Source organism: Bdellovibrio sp. 22V, assembly GCF_030169785.1.
In the GTDB taxonomy this organism is placed as follows: Bacteria; Bdellovibrionota; Bdellovibrionia; order Bdellovibrionales; family Bdellovibrionaceae; genus Bdellovibrio.
This window is the reverse complement of sequence record NZ_CP125854.1, coordinates 659,516-677,577: the sequence shown is the minus strand read 5'-3', so window position 1 is coordinate 677,577 and position 18,062 is coordinate 659,516. Positions and strand designations below refer to the sequence as shown.

Sequence of the window (18,062 nt, the reverse complement as noted above, 5' to 3'; positions counted from 1 at the left end):
CTTAACCTTCTTTGATTTCTGTTTGTGGACTGAGTCCCCACGATTTCAAAATTTCAATTTCATCAGAGGCCGAAGTCGCCTTTTTAAATTTGGCTCCGGATTTTCCGCTGACACGGCGCTGGCAGGACGGCCAATCTTTGTGACGATAGACAAGCCCGCCAAGGTTGCTCAGATAACTGAAAGCAGCGGCCTTTTTTTCTCCCGGTTGTTTCATTTCCGGTAATGAAGTGTCAGCAGGGACTTCCATCAAGTTTACGGAATAAGAAGAGTAAGGGCCGCGATAAAGTTCGACGTGATCGTTTCTTGAAAAGGCCACAGCGATGCGGTCGCATCTTTCATTGCCTGGTGTTCCGACGTGCCCGCGCGCATAATGCCACTCAATCTTGCCTTGGGCGCCTCGCGCTTGAACAACGTCAGAAAGTTCTTCCCAAATATCGCGATTGGAAACATCGTCCCCTTCCGCCGTCTTCCAGTTTCTTTTGCGCCAGCCCCAAATCCACTGGGTGATACCGCGAATGACATAAGTCGAATCGGAATAGAACTTCACGGGTCTCTTGTCGCCGGCAATGAAGTTCAATGCTTGCAACACCGCCATCATTTCCATGCGATTGTTTGTAGTTTGTCTTTCACCGCCGCCAAGCTCTTGAACCTGATCTTCGGGAAAAAGAACGATGCTGCCCCAGCCGCCCGGGCCGGGATTTCCAGAGCAGGCACCATCAGAAAAAATAAGGATGTGATCTCGTTGTTTTTGCACAGCCCATCCTCGCGAGACGAAGATGAGCTGTCAATGCTCGTCGCTTCCTAGACCTAGGCCTCATTCTGCACGCAGGAAGTTTTTCAAAGTGATCATGTGCAGATTACGAACGGAATCGAACGAAACTTCGTAGGCCTGCGGATAGTAACCGGGATGCGGGAACTCTACGGGTAGTGGTACTTCTTTTTCGTGGTGAGTTTTCGCCAACAAGAACTCGCGCGTCACCATCGGCTCCACGAAAGTCATCTCACCTTTATAGAAACCGTAAATGTAGGTTGCCGTAAAAATCTGTCCGTTAAATTCAGGCGAACGCGGATCCACCCAGTGCCAGCCCATCAAAGGAACTCCCTCTGGCGTGGGCACATAGAACGGAGGAGTTTTGTTCGCAGCAATAGGAGTCAGACAGTTTGCACGGTCTTCATTCATACACGTGATTGTTTGGCGAAGTTCATTCGTTATAAAATAAAAATGAAAGTCAAAGTGAGGCAACGTGTACACGCGGTCAGGTTCGTGACCATGCGGCTCCCAGTTGATCACAAAGTGATTATAGGGCGGGATATTTAAAACACTGGGAAGCCTAAGAACGTATTCAGCGTGATCATGTTCGGGAAGACCTTGCATCGTTCCCTCCGTCATCGCCATTCCCACCTTCTGCACCCGACCATATTTGTCGATGTCGGCAAATGCTTTTGCTTTGCCGTTTCCTATGTGAACAGCCTCACCAAAAATGTAATACGCCTGCGCTTGCAGGCAGAGAAAAAGAGCACTTAGAAAAATTAAAATCTTCATGAGATTCCTCCGTGTTCCAGAATGCTCACGAGGCTTCACAGAAAAATCAACATCGGCGAAAACTCGTTGTATGAAATCATAAGGCTGGCTGAATTCCCACAGGCCGCTCGCCTAAGACTGTCCCCTGACTAATCCTTTGACAGGCAAACCCCTCTCGCCTGCAATCTAACCGCTTCAGGAATGGCACTCTCCCTGCAATCTTTACCCTGGAGGAGAGTGTCCTATGTCTTTAGCTATGCGTCCTATTCTCGGTTTTCTAACGACGGTATTATTGGCAAGCCAGGTGTTTGCGAATGCCGCCGTCAACTCTTCTACGGCCGTCGTTCAACAACCCAAAAAAGAAGGACGTATTTGGAGCGGATTCTTTAGCGCAAGCCGCTCGACCAATCTTTATGACTTCAACGACGGCACTCGCCGCGACGGCATGGACTATTCAACTCGTCTCAATGTGAAACTTGGTAAAAACTATTCTCTGCGCTTTCAGGGCGGCTATTCCCAAGATCTTAAGGACCCGGAGTACGACGACTTCTCTGACATCTCAACAACCTTGCAGCGTTCGCCTTTTGATCTAACAAAAAGCTTGATGATGAACTATCGTGTGGCAGCGACGGTGCCTGTTTCCAAAGATTCTAGAATCCGCACAAACCTGATCACGTCGCTTTCAACGGGTGTGACTTTCATTATTAATCCCGACCGTCTCATTTCGGGACTGGATATCACGGGCGGCTTGAGCGTGGCCCGCAGCTTTCACCGCTATGAAACGGCTTTGAACGGACCTGTGAATACGCAGTACTCTTCCAATCAAAGTTTTTCCGTCAGTTATAGCTTTAACTCTGGTGTTTACGTATCAGCGGATTTCTTGCACAGAAACACGTGGTCTTATCAAGACGTGATGAGAGACTCTTTCGATATCAGTCAAGAAATTGGCTATGAAATCAATCCTACATTTACGGTTGCCGCCGGCCACTCTAACAGCGGATCGACTTTGCGCCCGAACGGTCAAGACTCTGCCGTGGACATCGTCGACGAGAACAACTCTGTCGTCTACGGCTCTTTGACCGTTGTCTTCTAGGACCGCACATGAACCGATGGTTGGTCGCTTTCATTCTCATTTTGAGCTTCCAACCCTGGGCCTTCGCGCAAGGCCCGCTGCCCCCCATCGATATTATCTTCGACATCGATTGGACGACCTTCTACACCATCGACCCCAAAGATCCCGCTCAACAGACTTCCGAAAACGTTTCTGTCGAGGGGAAAACCTATCGCGCGACCGATCACTTGGGAAAAGTCATCGAGATCCTTCTTAAAGATCATCCGGAAGTTCGCATCAGTTTTTTTAGCGGCGGCGAAAGAACTCGCAATGAGCAGCTGCTTAAAACCGTGCGTCTTTCCGACGGCAGAACGCTGTTCGATATCGCTTACAAGGTGCTGTCGAAGGAACATCTGACAGTGGTTTCTCAAAATGAGAATCTTGGCTTTTCTGAGCGCTACAAGAAAGTCGTTGAAAAGCATATTCCTGACTGGAATCCGGCGCGAACGATCTTGATTGATGATCAGAAAAACTTCGCGGTGAAACCTCTTAAGGCCGTTTCCTCATTGGGCCATTTTAACTTTCAAAAACGTTTCAATGCGCGAGCTGCGACAGAGCTTTATTATCCTTCTGACGTCCACAGCTGGGAGATGGAAAGAAACAAAGCGCTTCTGTGGCTGGCGATGCTTGAGTCTTCGATTCAAGAATCCCGTCAGAGCGGAACAGACTTCGCCACAGCGACAGAAAACACCTGGAAAATGCATGCGGAAGACACCGTTTTCCTGCGCAAAGGCCGCTCTCATCTTGAGATGCGCTCCTGCGAAAAAGTTTTCGCATTCTAACTACTTAACCACCCTCGCCCCCTTCGGTATTCCTGTCTCGTTCCGGGAATTTCCCTGATTTGTCCTCTGATCAAACTCTAGACGCCTTTCTTCGCTGAAATGAAATGTATTCAAGATACGGTCAAATCGCCTCTGGCACCTTCAGTGCATTTATATCCCTTAAGGAGAGTGTCCTATTTCTAGCCCCCGTATATTCGATATGGGGATTAGAGGTGGTGACAATTTAGGAATGGAGAGAACTATGACTCAGAAGTCTCAATACGCAAAGGCCCTGACAGCATTGGTTGCCTTAGCCCTGTTTGTAACGGGTTGTGCGAAAAAGAGAGATGCCTCTTTGCCGGAAGAAGCGCAGGAAACTGTTTTTGCGATTTCCGACTTCGGTAATCTTGAGACTGAAAACTCGCAAATGAAGGTTAATACGGACGAGCGCCTTACAAGCCTCAGCCTCGGTGACTCTTCAAAAGCGACAGCGGAAAAAGGCATCGTTGCCGTGACGGACGTTCAGGTTCCTGAGCGTTTGAAGTTCATGTTTAAAGGTCTTGAAATGACAGGACAGGCGGGTCGCTCCTACCCGATCACTCTCTCTGTTGATAAGCAATTCGTAACGGCTTATAAAATTGTCTCTGACACTTCTGAAATGTCGATCCTTGAGAAACAATTGGCTCAAGTGAAAGACGAAGTTCTTTTGCAAAAACAAATTCAAAGAACTAAGGACAATACAAAAGTAAAATCTTTGTTGGCAAAGCTTAAAGAAGCTCGTTCACAAAAAGCAGCGGCTTTAACCAAAAGAAATGCCACAGTTCTTGTTCCTCTTTTCAAATTCAAAGTAGCTGGATACGGCGTCCTACAAAGAATGAAAAATGCTTTGAACGAAGAGACTTCGACTTTGCGAATGAAGACGACAGACTGGTCTGAGGCGACTCACATCCAAATGTCTATCAACCCTTCCGATCGTATGCCGGTAGGTATTGATCCTTCGTCTCGCGGTGATTTGGACCGCACATTCGTTATGGATCGTATCAACAATAAGATCATGACGGCAGAGACTTTGAAAAATGAATACCAAATTCCAGTGAACGTCAAAGACGGCACTCGCGTATTGACTCTTCTTGATGTCGACGCTCTTCATGTCTTTGAAATCGGTCAATTGGGTAAACTGGATCTTTCTGACTCTCAATTGCAACAGTTGAAATTGGGTTCTAATAAATCCAACGTTCGTCAATGTTCTGCGGATATCGTTAAAGCATTGCCTGCTGACGCGCAAAAAGATTGCGTGATGATCCTTCGTTACGATGTTCCGGTAGACTACGTTCGTCCTGAACTTCCAGTTGTTGACCACGACGGAAACCAAGACGCGACAATCCAATTCAAGTCGGTTCGCGCGGGCGAAGCTGTAGGTCTTGTACAAATCGCTCAAAACGTTCAACCAAGAAAAGTTGAAAACAACAACGAAATGGATCCTCGCACGACGATCCGTGTTTCTGACATCAAAGGTAAAGAGTTCTTCTTTAAACGTACTCTTGAAGACGCTCCTGTAACGACGATCTTCCCTCCAGGTATGGCCGGCAACTTGACGATCGTTAAATTCGAAATGCAGGAAAACCGCCTGGTTGTTCGTAAAGCTGACAAATTGATCGACTTCAAATCCGGTTCTAACGACACAGACTTTGAAGAATTGATGTCTATTCCAGTGAAGTACTTGAAGCACGAAACAAAAGACGCTGCAGGTGCTGACTATGCGATGTCTCGCCTTGTCTCTGCATCTCGCCAGGACGCTGAGTACATCGAGCTTGATTGGACAAGAAACACATTGTCTTCTGATTACTCTCCTTATGAGTCTCTTCAGGATCAATGCTTTAAGTCTATCGCTAACACAGAAGTTTCTGATGTTGATATGAAATTGGATCAAGGTGTATTGAACTTCACGTTCAACTACTCTGCAGGTCTTTCAGTATGGTGTATCACTGACTATTCAGTCGTAAACGATTACAACGGTACTGCAAACTACCAAACGACAGCTCGTATTAAAGAACGCGTTTCTTTCAAATTGAATGACGGCGCGACTGACAAGTCTTTCGTAGCAAAAGTTCCGTTCCGTGCACAAAACGAAATGGGCTACGGTGTATGGACTATCGGTCAATTGAATCCGACCAAAGAAGGTCTTTACGGTCGTGAAGGTCAAGAGATCAACTACCCAGTTGTCCATGACTTCCGCAACGGTAAAACTCTTGTTTACACAGTGACAGGTCTTGAGCCTTCCGTACAACTTGACGAAGAAATCCGTCAACTTTACAAAGACACAGCTCGCGACGTAGTTAACTCATGGGACTTGGCATACAGACAAGCCTTCAAAGGTTCGAAACTTGAGCGCGCAGGCCGTTACGTCGAGATCCAGTTCGCTGGTGAAAACGGTATCGAAGCGCACGTCGGTGATCTGGATAAAAACATCGTTCACTTCGAAAACAAGTTCAACGACAACCATGGTATCTTGGGTGTATCACAAGTTGGTTTCAACCCACGCTCTGGTATCGTTGTCGCGGACTCTTTGATTGTTTACGCAGGTAACTTGCAAAAGTTCGTAGCTTCTTCACAAAGAAATCTTAAGATCGCTCACAACTGGGCGGATATGAAGAAGAAGTTCAAAGAACAAGCTTTGGAAGAACTTTCTAAGCAAGAAAAAGCGGCGAAAGAAGCCCAAGCGCAAAAAGACGCTCCTAAAGCCGGCGGCACTGCTGCTGAAAAAGCGGAAGCGGCGACTCAGTTCACAAAACAACTTGTGAAAATGGCTCAAGGTAAAAAAGCGGACGCTTCAGCATTCCTTAAAGCGAAGAGCCTAGGATTGTCTGCTCGCGACGTACAAAACGCAGCGAAACAACAAAAAGCGTTGGGTGGCTCAGGTAAGTTTAAGTACTCCGCTCCACAAATGGAAAGCGCTTGGTTGGATCGCGTTATGCGCAAGCTTTCTGAAAACCGCTCTATGGATCCAATTGAGTTGGAAGGTCTTGTAGCGAAAGAATTCTTGGCTTCCAAAGGCATGAAGGTTTCTTCAATGCAAAGAGCTCAGCTTGAAAGATCCGTTCGTCGCGGTGAAATCCGTAACAAAATGAACGCGCAATTCAAGAATGCGCCGGGCTGCTTGCTCTCTGAGCGTGAGTCTGTCGGACGCGATTTCGCACAAAAGACATTCAAAGAAGCTCTTCGTGAAGAGTTGTTCTTCGACCTAGGCCATGAAATGGGTCACTCTCAAGGTTTGACTCATAACTTCATCGGTTCATTCGATAAAGCAAACTTCGTGAATGAAGACGGTTCGGCTTCTAAGCGTAATTACTCTTCCATCATGGATTACATCGAGCCAGGCAAGTTCCGTTGGGACGGTATCGGTTCTTACGATGTGCATGCATTGAGAGCTTCTCACCTTGGTCTTTTGGAAGTAACTCCGGAGTTCAAGAAAACTCTTGAAGACAAAGGTATCGCGGCAAAAGTTCTTACTAACGATAAGTTTATCTCGGTAGCGACGATCCAAGCGAACTTCGCGAAAAACGGCTGGAATGACTTCAGCAAAGCGAAGATCCAAGGCATCTTGAAGCCATACAAGTACTGCACGGACATCCACGTTGGTTACGAACCTACGTGCCAACGCTTCGACTTCGGTACTTCGGCGCAAGAGATCGTTGAAAACATCATCGCGGATTACGAAGACGCTTACGTTACGAACTACCACTCTTGGGGCCGTAACAACTTCGGTATTGGTACAGCTGGTTACGTGATTGGCAGCTCCATCGGAACTATGTTCCAAATGCGCCAGTTCATGGATGAGTTGTTCTACATGTTGGTGTTGAGAACAAATCAAGATCAGGTTCAAGACTATGTACAAGCGGCTTTGAAAGCGTACATTTTCTATAACCAAGTGATCAAAACACCAGATGCGAACTCTTACTTCCAAAGCGCAGATCGTTTCGTAGCGGTTCCATACCAATACAAAGAAAGAAACGAGAAAGGCGAAGAGACAGGTAAAGTTATCACGGATGTTGAAATCGTAGAAAAACGCGCGGTTTCTGACCTCGCGATCCGTGAAGACCGTCTCGACACTATCGGTATCGAGTACGATAAGATCATGGCGATGAACTTCCTGACTATGAAAGGTTTCCCAGAGTACAAGTACTGGTCTGCGAACATCGAGTTCTCTTTCCTAGACTTCGAAAAGTACATCTTGGGTATGTCTGGTGAGGAAAGCTTCTTCGTGAACACATTGACTGGAATGATGTTGGATCAGTTGCAACCGACATTCACGAACGCTCACGCGACATTGTCTCCGGTTCGTGGCGAGAAAGCGACTGTAACGTCTGCAATGAGAGCTTACGCAGGTATTTACGGTATCTTGAATCTTGAAGCTTCCACTTTAAGAGACAAGGACAACTTCGCGAACTTCTTCAAAGTAGGAAGCAGCGTAGGTAAAGCTCCAACAGACCGTATCGTGTTAAGCCAATTGGGTGTATCCGAAAAGTCTAAGACGCGCTTGAGCTTCTGGGCATTGGATAATGCGATTGCAACGAACACAATCATGCAAGTGGCTTCTGAAAAGAACTTCTTCTTGCAGAATACGGAAGTGATCCAGCCATTGATGGAAAAAATGATCATGGCTCAGTTCCAAAACTTGATGTCACAAGGTAAGAATGCGGAGGAAGTTACAAAAGCTAAAACCGAGCTTATCGCTAAGTTGAACGAGTTGAATAAAAATGGCCAAGTTGTTTCTCCTGACTTCGTGAAGGCGAATCCTCAGTTCGGTATTGAAGGCCAAGTTGAAAACATGATTATGTTCAACGACTCGGTGATTCAGGTGACTATTGCTTTGTTAACTGAGCAACAAGGCGCTCAAGAAGTGGCGCAACAACTTGCTGAACAAGCAAATATGTTGGCGGAAGCTCTTCCACTTGTAGCGATTGACCACTTGGCACTGAAAGCGGGCTTAACAAAGATCGGTCAGGCATTGGGCCAACAAAAAGGTATGGAAGCCCTTGCGCAAATGGGCGACGTTGTTGGTCAACTTGTTGACGGTACACAAACAGAGATTTCATACGGAATCATCATGAAGAACCTTGAGTTCTTGAACATGCTGACTCTTATGACAAATCCTGAGTACAACAGATAATAAATAGGTCTCTCCGGCGCAGGTTCGTTCTCTCTCTACGAACCTGCGCTTTTTTACGTTTAAAAACAACCATCCTTAAAATGGAGTCCTTCAATGAAAAAGACGATTTTGTTCGGAATGCTGATGCTCGGAACGTCTGTATCATCCGCATCCACGGTGCAAAAGTTTATTGGCGACTATCAGTTACAAAAAAGCCAAGTAGACGGCGAAACCTTTTGCTATCAAGGCATTATGATTCGTGAAGATGACGGCCTTTTGAGTCTCTATCGCAGCGATATCAGTTATTCAGCCCTTATCAGTGCGGAAGTAAACGGTGAAGCTCGCGAGGTTTCTGCATCCCACGGCGAAGCGATGACGTCGACGAAAGGTAAAGACACCGTCACTCTCGATAAATCCGGCACTTTGACTTTCGATTTCACGGGTCGTTCCAACATCCTGGGCATCCCGGCAATGCGTGAATCCGACAGCCTCGCTTTAAAACTTTCCGCTGACGGTAAAACAGCTTACGCGGTCAGAAAAACTTTTGAAGGTCCTGTGGCTGGCTTGGGCAAAAAAGGCAAAGCTCTTTGCGAGTATCGCAAAATCAATTAGTTTCTTGCTTCACTCTCTCCCAATAAAAAAAGGAATCCATCTCTGGATTCCTTTTTTATTTTGGGAAAAAGGCACCTGATACCTTTTTCTGATTACGAGCGAGCTTTAGGGAAAAGTCCTTCACCGCGGGTAACGAGTTTTTTTAACCAAACACCGAAGCTGTCTTCAGGGCCCGGCAAACGCTCGACCACAATCAATTTTTGTTCGTGCAAGCGGTCCGTCACTTGTTTCATTTGTTTTTGCGTTTCAGACGTGTGCTCAAATTTCACGCCGTATCCTGGAGCATTCGGGTTTTTATAAACCACCTGTCCTGAAACTTTATAATCCTTACCCTCGAATTGGAAAGTCGCTTCCACCTTGTCACCTTCTTTTAAAGAAGGACCTGTTGTGTAAAGCATTCCACCGGGAGACAAGTTTTTAATAAAGGCTTTCGTGCCGTTGATCAGACCTTCATGATTGAAGTTGTAACGAGGAGCCGCTTCCCACCAACGCATGCGCGGATCAAAGTAAACCTTTTGTACGGAAGGCACAACAAAGTAAGCCACCACCAAAAGATCGACGACGACAACAAGGACAAGAAGCAAAAGCGTATTCACGTTCATGCTCGTCCAGAAGCTGTAGAGATTCGAAAGGAAAATCACAGCCAAGCAACCGAGATAGGCCCAGTAACTCCAGCGGCGACATACGAAGATGAAAATCCCCGCCATGATCGGAACCGCGATGTAAATGAATAAAAGATATTTTGGCAAAACATCAAACCAGTAATGCCATTGCTGGGGAAGAGTTCTTCCGGCACGTAAGGCATTGAGTAGCATGTTTCCAAAAGGGGCGATGATATGAAGAAGAGCAAGTATGACGAGAGACCAAGGTTTTCTTTTCATAAGAAAATGATATGGAAGCCTCTGGACCTAGACAAGGGAAAACAAAGTTCAGGACTATTCTGAAGCGATGTACTCTTGAATCCGTTTTTCCATTCGCGCATCCATCTCTTCCAGGCTGCGTACATTTTCGATCTTTACCTTTTCGTCCATCGGATAAACGACAGCAAGTTTAATATTCTGTACGTTTGCCAGATACTTCATACGGTAAAGAGCCCAAGCATAGGCTTCCAACTGCCTAAACGCGGTCTCGGAATAGCGCTGGGATCCCGTTTTATAGTCGACCATCCACAAAGTCCCATCGACAATACCCCACAAGTCGATCTGCCCTTGCATCAAAGAGTTTTTATAGCTTAAGGCAAAACCCCACTCGACATGACCTTTTTCGATAATCTCTAAAAGAGGAATATCTTGCGTCTTCGCCAAGAACTCCAGGGGCTTCTTCAAGTCTTCTTCCGAGATCGCCAAAAGTTCTTCGTAAGGCGTGTATTTCAAAGCTTCAAAAAGACGATGGGCATTCGTTCCTTGTTGAGCCCGGGCTAAACCCTTTCCTAACTGCGACGCCTTCGGTTCATAAGTTTCAGCCGTTAATGCTTCCGGTGCCACAAGCTCTGTCACGGAAATATACTTACGGCGAGTTTCGCTGGCTTGAGTCTGCCATAAAGATCGTAAGTCTTTCTTAGCCAAATCCTGCTCGGACATTTTATGCGGTTGCGCATTTTCAACCCGCACGACGTAAGAGAAATCTTTTTCCTCGTGCAAGCCTTCTTCCAGGTTTAGCGGACATTGCGCGGCCCAGGATTTTTTCCCCATCTTACGGTCCCATAGCAACGTCACACCCGACTTTGCGCGCGTAAGAGCCACGTAAAGAACACGATTGAACTCTTCGCTTTCCCTTTTGCGAAGTTCGTCGGTCACTTGTTCGGCAAGAATACTCCCCGCCATAGCCTGCGATTCTTCATCGCGCACTTTTAAAGACCACAGGCCGTCTGTTTCACGAATACTTAAAACAGGGGCGTGGCTCGCGCGCGGGTCTTGCCCCATACCAGGCAAAATCACATGTTCAAACTGCAAACCTTTCGAGGCATGCACCGTCATAAAGTTCACTCGCTTCGGCTCAATAACCGGTGTCGCATCCGCATCCTCACCGCCTTCATCCGCCGATAAAGTTTCAAGGCTTGAATCCAAGAAATCGAGGAAATTAAATCCAGGACGACGTTCTTCCTGACTCAGAAGTGAAACCACTTTCCACAAGTTCGCTTCGCGACGTCCCGTTGGATCAATCTTTGCGGAGTAATCGAAAAGTCCCAATTCTATAAGAGCTTTTTTAAGCGTCCAAGACAGGCCTTCTTTTTCGCTCATGACGGAAAGATTTTTCAACAGACGCAAAGGATGATTCTCTTCTTTGCTGTCGAGGACTTTTGAAGCCTCCCGCCAGAATGAATGACGATACGAGTGACAATAGGTCGCGATCTCACTGTCTGAGAGCGCCAGCCACGGAGATCTTAGAAGCGCCACAAAGTTCGCATTGTCATGGGGATTCACTAAAAACTTCAATAACGCCAAAGCGTCTAAAACTTCGCGACGCTCATAAAATCCACTGCCGCTATGAAGCTGCAACGGCACTCCGAATTCTTGTGCCACCTTGGCGATATCTTCAAGGGTTCTGTGAGTTCGGCCCAGCACACAGATTTGTTCGGGACTAACTCCCTGCTGAAGAAGTTCCTGGATCCGGGCGACAGCACCCAAAATTTCTGCGGAGGTTTCTTCTTCGCCGGTTTCTGTGAGAAGAACTTGGACGACCGGGTCTGCAAGCCCTTTACGAACTTTATCTGGTGCCGGCGTCATCGCCGCGAACTGCGACCCCAGACGCGTGAAGTAGTGATTGAAAAATTCAAGAACTTCAGGAGAAGAACGATAGTTAACAAGCTTCACCTGAACGTCGCCGTCTTGTGCTTGGACTTCGTGGACTTTTTCTTGGAAAACCTCGGAGCGTGCGCCACGGAAAAGATAAATACTTTGTTGAGGGTCGCCGACGACGAACTGTGGTTTTTCACCGATCAAATGGCGGAGCAATGTCACTTGCACCGGGCTCGTGTCCTGATACTCGTCGACCATCCAGAAATCCCATTCCAAAGAGAATTTCTTTGCCGCTTCCGGAGCTTCTTCAATGATTTTATAAGACAAAGTTTCCAGATCGCTCATGGAAAGAAGTCCCTGCTCCAGCTTCGTTTTCATAAAGTCGTGGCAGAAGTTTTTCGCCAGCTCTGCAAAAAGCTCGCAGTTCTTCTGGTGTTTTTCCCAGTACTGCGGGCGATAGCGAGGTTCGTCGATCAATTTATCAACCCGATCCCGCAGCTCTTCAAGTTCTTCATGCAGACTCAAAGAAAATGGCGGCGTGGCCTTGCGGAAGACAGGCTTCGAAGTGAATTCCCAAAAACTCAGCAGTCTTTCAAAGTAAGCCGTCCAGTTGTCATCGGCTGGCACCCAAGTAAAACCCATAAGACTGCGCGCGTACTCTTCCCACTTGTCGTTTGTTGTCTCTTGCGCGATCTCAAGACAAACGCGGCGGATTTTTCCGGAAAGGTCTGTCAGAAGCTTTAAAACTTCTTTCTTCTGTTCGTCTTGCGAAACAAAAGTCATTTCCGGGAAAATCACGCTTTCAGAGAAGTATTTGAACAGAGCGCTTTCCAAAGTGTGAAAGTCGTACTCTTCTAAAAGCTCCTGCAATTGCGGATTTTCCAAAAGATACTTGCGCATAATTTTGCGCGCGCCCTTGCGAATTTCCGAGTCCGCCATGATTTTATAATCTGGAGTCAACCCGATAGAAGAACCATAGCGCGACAAGAAAAGACTCAACACGCCATGAATCGTTGAAATCTGCACCTGCGATTTGGAGCTGACATAATGGAATAGATCTTCGCGCTTCTCATCCAAGGCTTTGGCTAAAAGACGCTCTTTAAGTTCTTGTGTGGCCTTTCGCGTGAACGTCGTGACGACGATTCGAGGAAACTTGCCGTTTTTGTCTTTAAAGTCACTGGCGAACTTAAGAAACGTCTGGGTCAACGTCGTCGTCTTACCGGCACCAGCCCCTGCGCGCAGAACCGTGTTTTTTAATTGAGATGAGGTGCTCGACATTGTCGTCTCCACTCGCACGTTGCGCAGGTTTTAGAATCCGCAGGTTGCGCGTTGGCTTCCCCTTTTTGGATTCGATCCAAAGTTCCCATCAAAATGGAACTGAATTCCGTTAAATATTTTTCTTTGGCCTCGAAGCTTGCGTTTTTGTCTTTGCGTTTTGACGCCGGATAAAGACTGCCCGCCAGATCTTCAACTTTAAAGCCTTTTCTTTCAAAAGTTCTGAAGACGTAATAGAAAAGACCGATCACCTCACCGCGAATTTCATGGAGAAGTTCTTTTTCGATCACCCACATGTAAAACAGCAGCTGCAATTCGCGGTTCTTCAGCCACGAACCGTGTGCTGAAATTCCTCCCGCAGAGCTCTTATAATCAAGAACAAGAAGGTGCTGGCCGCCATCGCCGTCAACACGGTCGATTTGCCCGGAGATACGGAAACAGTTTTCTTTCGGTTCGCGGTGAATTTCTTCCGTTTTTGGATCGAGATAAAACTCAAAGCGTTTTTCCCGCGCCAGAGTTTTCGTTTTCTGAAACTCGTTGCGCCAGCGTTTTTCGAAATCAAGAAAACGAAGACCGAGACTCACATGTTTTTTCTTTAAAGGAATCCACAGGCGTTCGTCGGCGAAGATCATTTTCTTTTCGACTTTTATATCCTCAAGAATTTTTTCAAGTTCTTGAGTCGTCCAGTCAAAGCGCATCGGCTCGATAGTCAGTTTGTCGAACAAAGCATGGGCCAGTTGCCCGCGTGTGCGATGGTCAACGTCCAAGTCGATATCAGGCAAGTCTTTCAGTTTAAAGTATCTTTGCGCCGCGAAGATAAACGGACATTCAAGGAAACTCTCGATACTGGATGCGGAAATTCCAGGAAGCTCTTTCGGAGCGATCGGCTCCATTTCTTTTTTGCCAAGATCCTGTTCGATGCGTCTTTCAACGCTCTCTTTACGTGCGGCGATCCAGGGCCGTTGTCCGCGCTGATCCGAGTGCTGCAATTCATCCCAGCGAGTCTCTAGTGGCAACGTCAAACTTTCGTGGTCTCCGCTGAGACTCATCCAGAATGTCGACGGCGAACACAATGTGCCGTTTAAGTCCGTGGCGCCAAAACAATAAATGTCGAGAGCGCTTTCCGCCTCTGCCAAAAGACGCAGTTCAAAATCCAAATCGCTTTGATCCGGATTATCGAGATAAAATCCAATATCTTTTGCAAGTTCAAAATAATCCTGTCCCGACAACTGTGTCTTATTGCGAGAGCGCAAAGACTCGTCCGTCAAACCCAGGAAAATGCGATATTGGGCTTTTTCGCTATAACCCGACATCAGCTTCGTGACCATAACCCCTTCAGGTTGTCCTTTGGCCAGCGTGTATTCTTTCGCGGCAACAATGCTTTCAAGATAACTAAGCCACTCTTTCCAAATCAATCTTGTCGAACTGATGGCGTTTTGCAAAAGTTCGCGCAGCACGACTTGGACGATGTCTGTCTCGCTCGCATTCCAATAAAGCAGAGCTTTCGCCACAAATTCGTCACGAGTGATCAATCCCGTAAGATCCAGTTGCTCGTGGAAAATTTTATGAACGATTTCGTTGCGGGCTAAATCTTCGTTAACGTAAAGACTTTTGAACAAAGATTTGAATTCTTCGTACCGAAGATTCTGCGACTCTTCCTTTTCAAAAAAGGAAATTTCCAAGTCGGAACTGGAAAGACGTCCGCTCTTGGAGCGCAACAAAGCAAGCCAGCGCGTGACCGACGGAAGACTTTGCGCTTTGTGCGTAATATCCTTTTGAACGGGAATGCCTTCTTCCGCCAAGAAAGCTTGCAAAACAGGCCAGTAGATTTCAATATCCGGCGCAATCAGAGCGATCGAGTCTGGCGACTTCCCTTCCTCTAACCACTGACGAACTTGACCGACGCTGTTTTTAATCTCCGCCAGCATTCCCGAGAAACGCAGAACTTTCGTTTCTTTCGGCTTGGGTGTGTCTTTCGGCAACGGAGTGGCCTTCTGGCTTTGTGAGCGCAAATCCTCGTAAGGTTTGAGCAAGAAGTGGAAATCTTCGCGCCAAGCCGGACTTGGCTCTAGGATCACGACGTCGATGGTTCGAGAAAGCACGCGCAGAATCTCGGCCTCGACTCGCGAGATCTCGCCACTGAGATCCACAATCAACGGAATATTCCACACGCGTTCAAGCTCATTGAAGTTTTGCAGATAGGATGTAATCCAATCCGATGTTATCACGCGATGTTCATTCAAAAGTTTCAACGCGCAGAAACGCGCGCGCAGATACCATTCGCGCCAACGATTTTCGGCCTCAGGGTGAGTTTCAAACCATTCCTGCAAACGCGTTGTTCCTTCAGGATGGAAAAGAATCGCGGCCATTTGATCGATATAAGAAAAGACCGTGTCTTCGGCCGAGGAGTTTACACCCAAGATTTCGGCGTTCTCATCCATGATTGTGCGCAAAAGAGAACGCGCAAAAGGATCGCTCACCAAACGCAAACCCGGATCTAGACGCTTTAAAAGAATTTTCCAGAGATCACTGGCACGCAGAACAGACTCGTCAATGTATTGACCTTCACGCGCAAGAATTTTTTGTTGCAGCTCAAACTTGGTACGAAGATCCGATACCAGCCACGATTGCTCGCGGGGGTTGTACTTCGCAAAGATCTCTGAGATTTGAGATCTGTTTTCAAATGGAATCACTTGCAACATTTCAAATTACCGACGTTGTTTGAGTCTTCTCTTCTTTCCATTATTATCGGTGAATTTGAAGTTAGCATCAAAGCTTAAATCAATACTCAGACTCGCCATGTAACGGGCATCTCCCGCTTGACCAGGATAAAATCCTGTCTCTTCCGTATAACTAACGGCATCAATGTGGAATATGAAGAAATTCACACCCACACCATAACTGAGATACCCTTGATTATAACCCGCACGAAGATCAATCAGCGGCAAAGAAATTTCTGTCCCCAAGTGCAGCTTCTTTCCCAACTCGATATCCGGCTCCAAAAGATGACGAGCCTCCATACCGATAACCCAGTCCAAGCCGGGAAGATCCACGCCAACACCCGCGCCGAAAGTTAAGTTTTGCTCAATGTGCGGTGGAGCCTCCGTACCTGAGGTGACTTTGAAAGCCGTGCTGCCGACATCTTGCCACACTAAAGTCAAAGTCGGTTTCAAAACAGGCAAAGGAATTTCCGTCATGACAGCCAGGTCCACGCCGTACCCTTGTCCTTTATCGCTAAAGCGATCGCCCACGTCAGACAGACTGCTCGCGTTGGCGATATCGGAAACTCCCAGCTCCTGAACCGTGCCACCCCAGCGATTTATACGTTTTAAGTTCATACCAAGATAACTGGATGGACCGATTGAAACCGCGCCCCCTAAATAAATGGCTTCATCATTACGGAAATAAGTCTCAAACTGCGGAAACGCCGGATTGTGTAGTTCCGCCGAAACTTCCGAGTCATTCAAGTAACCGATGGCCACTAACGGGAGCGACACAGCAACTTTTCCTGTCGCCTGTGCCCATAATTTTTTTCCATAAAATGGGTCCAGCGTCGTGGGATCGTTGGGATCAATGTTTTGAAACGCTTCAAGATTTTCTACGATGTATTTTCCCGCACCGACTGAAACGTCGACCAGTTTGATGTCGATCAATGAGGCCCGCTTCAGAGCCGCCGGATTCACAAACAAAGCATCAGAGTCATTCGCAAAAGGCACAAGCACGCCCCCCATTGCACGAGAGCGAATGGAGCGTGAACTGTCCCCGAGCGACTGCGCGTGAGAGTTCATACCAGTAATGAGAAAACAGATCAGCAGCCAAAATCTCATGGTGTCGCCAATGCCGGACAACAATTTGAAGCGGCTGTGATAAGTGGATCATACGGAAGAACATCGCGGTTCGCGTTTTCGTCAAAGTTGAAAGTTACATTCGCGACGTCGCAAGTACCAAATCCTTGAGTTGAACTTGAAATCAATCTCCTAAAGATTCTTCGCATCTTTGCAGGGACCGCAGTGTCATCCGTATTCAAACAGTCAATCGGATCGGCAACATCCGCAGGAAGGCCTAAGTCAGCCCATGTTGGACTTGCCGGCAGTTTTAGATCCAACATTGGATCATCCCATCCTGTTCCTGGAGGAATGGTCGCTTCCCAATCATGAGGTTCACCGATTGCCGGAAGAGGGATCGTAGTTTCACAAAGAGTTTTCGCGGCATCAAAGGCTCCGCCGGCAGAACCGCTTGTCAACTCTCCGCCAAGCACAGCGAGATTTTCAAAAATCAATCCTACACCCGTGACGATCTTATCGACTTCCGCATCAGACAGGCGTCCTGCTGCGGAAGAGTTCGTGCAAGAGTCCCAGCCGGCATCTACAATCCCGTTACCAAGACCACTGGACTCCGTATCCAACTTTGCGTGCAGCGTGGTCGCCATGCGAGTCAGTCCCAAGATCGCGGCAAAAAGGTTTTGACTGTTTGTTCTTGCTGCTGCGGTTGTTCCGATACTTCTTAAGACGGCCACGGCATTATCACAGGCAGCAACGTCAACGACTTTGCCGTTAAAAATCTGCAGAGCAAACTCAAACATTTTAGACGAAGAGACATTTTTCAGCTGATTCACGAGTTCAAAGAAATCAATCCCGCATTTCCCGCCATAGGCATACATCAACGTTTCTTTCACATCCACGCGCGCCTGATATGAAGAGGACAACTCAGTGGTGATAATATTGATCGCTCCGTCCCAATCGGAATCATCCAATTTGTTTTTGGCATCCAGATAAAGAGCTTCATCCGAATCGGTGTTGGAGTATTCCGTTAATACGTTCGGCTGCCCACAGGAAGTGGTCAGAAGTAAACTCATGAAAATGATAAACACATTTCTAATCGTCATGCTTCATCC

General features: G+C 47.1%; 11 protein-coding genes. 4 read left to right on the top strand and 7 right to left on the bottom strand.

Annotated elements, in window-relative coordinates; genetic code table 11:
- Window position 1: 1 nt before the first annotated feature.
- Together rnhA and QJS83_RS03245 are read right to left on the bottom strand one after the other, a co-directional pair.
- Entirely contained in the window at window positions 2-754 is a 753-nt protein-coding gene (rnhA, locus tag QJS83_RS03250) for a ribonuclease HI (protein WP_284607666.1), read from the bottom strand.
- A 60-nt stretch (window positions 755-814) separates the two neighbouring features.
- On the bottom strand, window positions 815-1,543 hold the full coding sequence (locus tag QJS83_RS03245; protein WP_284607665.1) for a DUF5602 domain-containing protein: 729 nt from the start codon (window positions 1,541-1,543) through the stop codon (window positions 815-817).
- A 223-nt stretch (window positions 1,544-1,766) separates the two neighbouring features.
- On the opposite strand from QJS83_RS03245, the gene QJS83_RS03240 reads away from it, so the two are divergent.
- The 4 genes from QJS83_RS03240 to QJS83_RS03225 all read left to right on the top strand — a co-directional run bounded on the left by QJS83_RS03240 (window position 1,767) and on the right by QJS83_RS03225 (window position 9,155).
- Entirely contained in the window at window positions 1,767-2,615 is an 849-nt protein-coding gene (locus QJS83_RS03240) for a hypothetical protein (RefSeq protein ID WP_284607664.1), read from the top strand.
- Between the two features lie 8 nt (window positions 2,616-2,623).
- The gene (locus tag QJS83_RS03235; RefSeq protein WP_284607663.1) at window positions 2,624-3,415 is read left to right on the top strand and encodes a hypothetical protein; all 792 of its coding nucleotides are present in this window, start codon (window positions 2,624-2,626) and stop codon (window positions 3,413-3,415) included.
- Window positions 3,416-3,656: 241 nt separating this feature from the next.
- Window positions 3,657-8,564: a zinc metalloprotease gene (locus QJS83_RS03230; protein ID WP_284607662.1), complete on the top strand. Its 4,908-nt coding sequence runs from the start codon at window positions 3,657-3,659 to the stop codon at window positions 8,562-8,564.
- 93 nt (window positions 8,565-8,657) lie between these two features.
- The gene (locus tag QJS83_RS03225; RefSeq protein WP_284607661.1) at window positions 8,658-9,155 is read left to right on the top strand and encodes a hypothetical protein; all 498 of its coding nucleotides are present in this window, start codon (window positions 8,658-8,660) and stop codon (window positions 9,153-9,155) included.
- A gap of 92 nt (window positions 9,156-9,247) precedes the next feature.
- Here the strand turns inward: QJS83_RS03225 and QJS83_RS03220 are convergent, their stop codons facing one another.
- Genes QJS83_RS03220 through QJS83_RS03200 form a run of 5 tightly spaced genes read right to left on the bottom strand, consistent with a single transcriptional unit; the run spans window position 9,248 to window position 18,053 of the window.
- Window positions 9,248-10,036: a PilZ domain-containing protein gene (locus QJS83_RS03220; protein WP_284607660.1), complete on the bottom strand. Its 789-nt coding sequence runs from the start codon at window positions 10,034-10,036 to the stop codon at window positions 9,248-9,250.
- A gap of 54 nt (window positions 10,037-10,090) precedes the next feature.
- On the bottom strand, window positions 10,091-13,171 hold the full coding sequence (locus tag QJS83_RS03215; protein WP_284607659.1) for a UvrD-helicase domain-containing protein: 3,081 nt from the start codon (window positions 13,169-13,171) through the stop codon (window positions 10,091-10,093).
- Window positions 13,147-15,870: a PD-(D/E)XK nuclease family protein gene (locus tag QJS83_RS03210; RefSeq protein ID WP_284607658.1), complete on the bottom strand. Its 2,724-nt coding sequence runs from the start codon at window positions 15,868-15,870 to the stop codon at window positions 13,147-13,149. Before QJS83_RS03210 ends, QJS83_RS03215 begins: the two co-directional genes overlap by 25 nt.
- Window positions 15,871-15,876: 6 nt before the next feature.
- On the bottom strand, window positions 15,877-16,995 hold the full coding sequence (locus tag QJS83_RS03205; protein WP_284607657.1) for a hypothetical protein: 1,119 nt from the start codon (window positions 16,993-16,995) through the stop codon (window positions 15,877-15,879).
- Window positions 16,992-18,053: an outer membrane protein assembly factor BamD gene (locus tag QJS83_RS03200; RefSeq protein WP_284607656.1), complete on the bottom strand. Its 1,062-nt coding sequence runs from the start codon at window positions 18,051-18,053 to the stop codon at window positions 16,992-16,994. Before QJS83_RS03200 ends, QJS83_RS03205 begins: the two co-directional genes overlap by 4 nt.
- Between the last annotated feature and the right edge of the window lie 9 nt (window positions 18,054-18,062).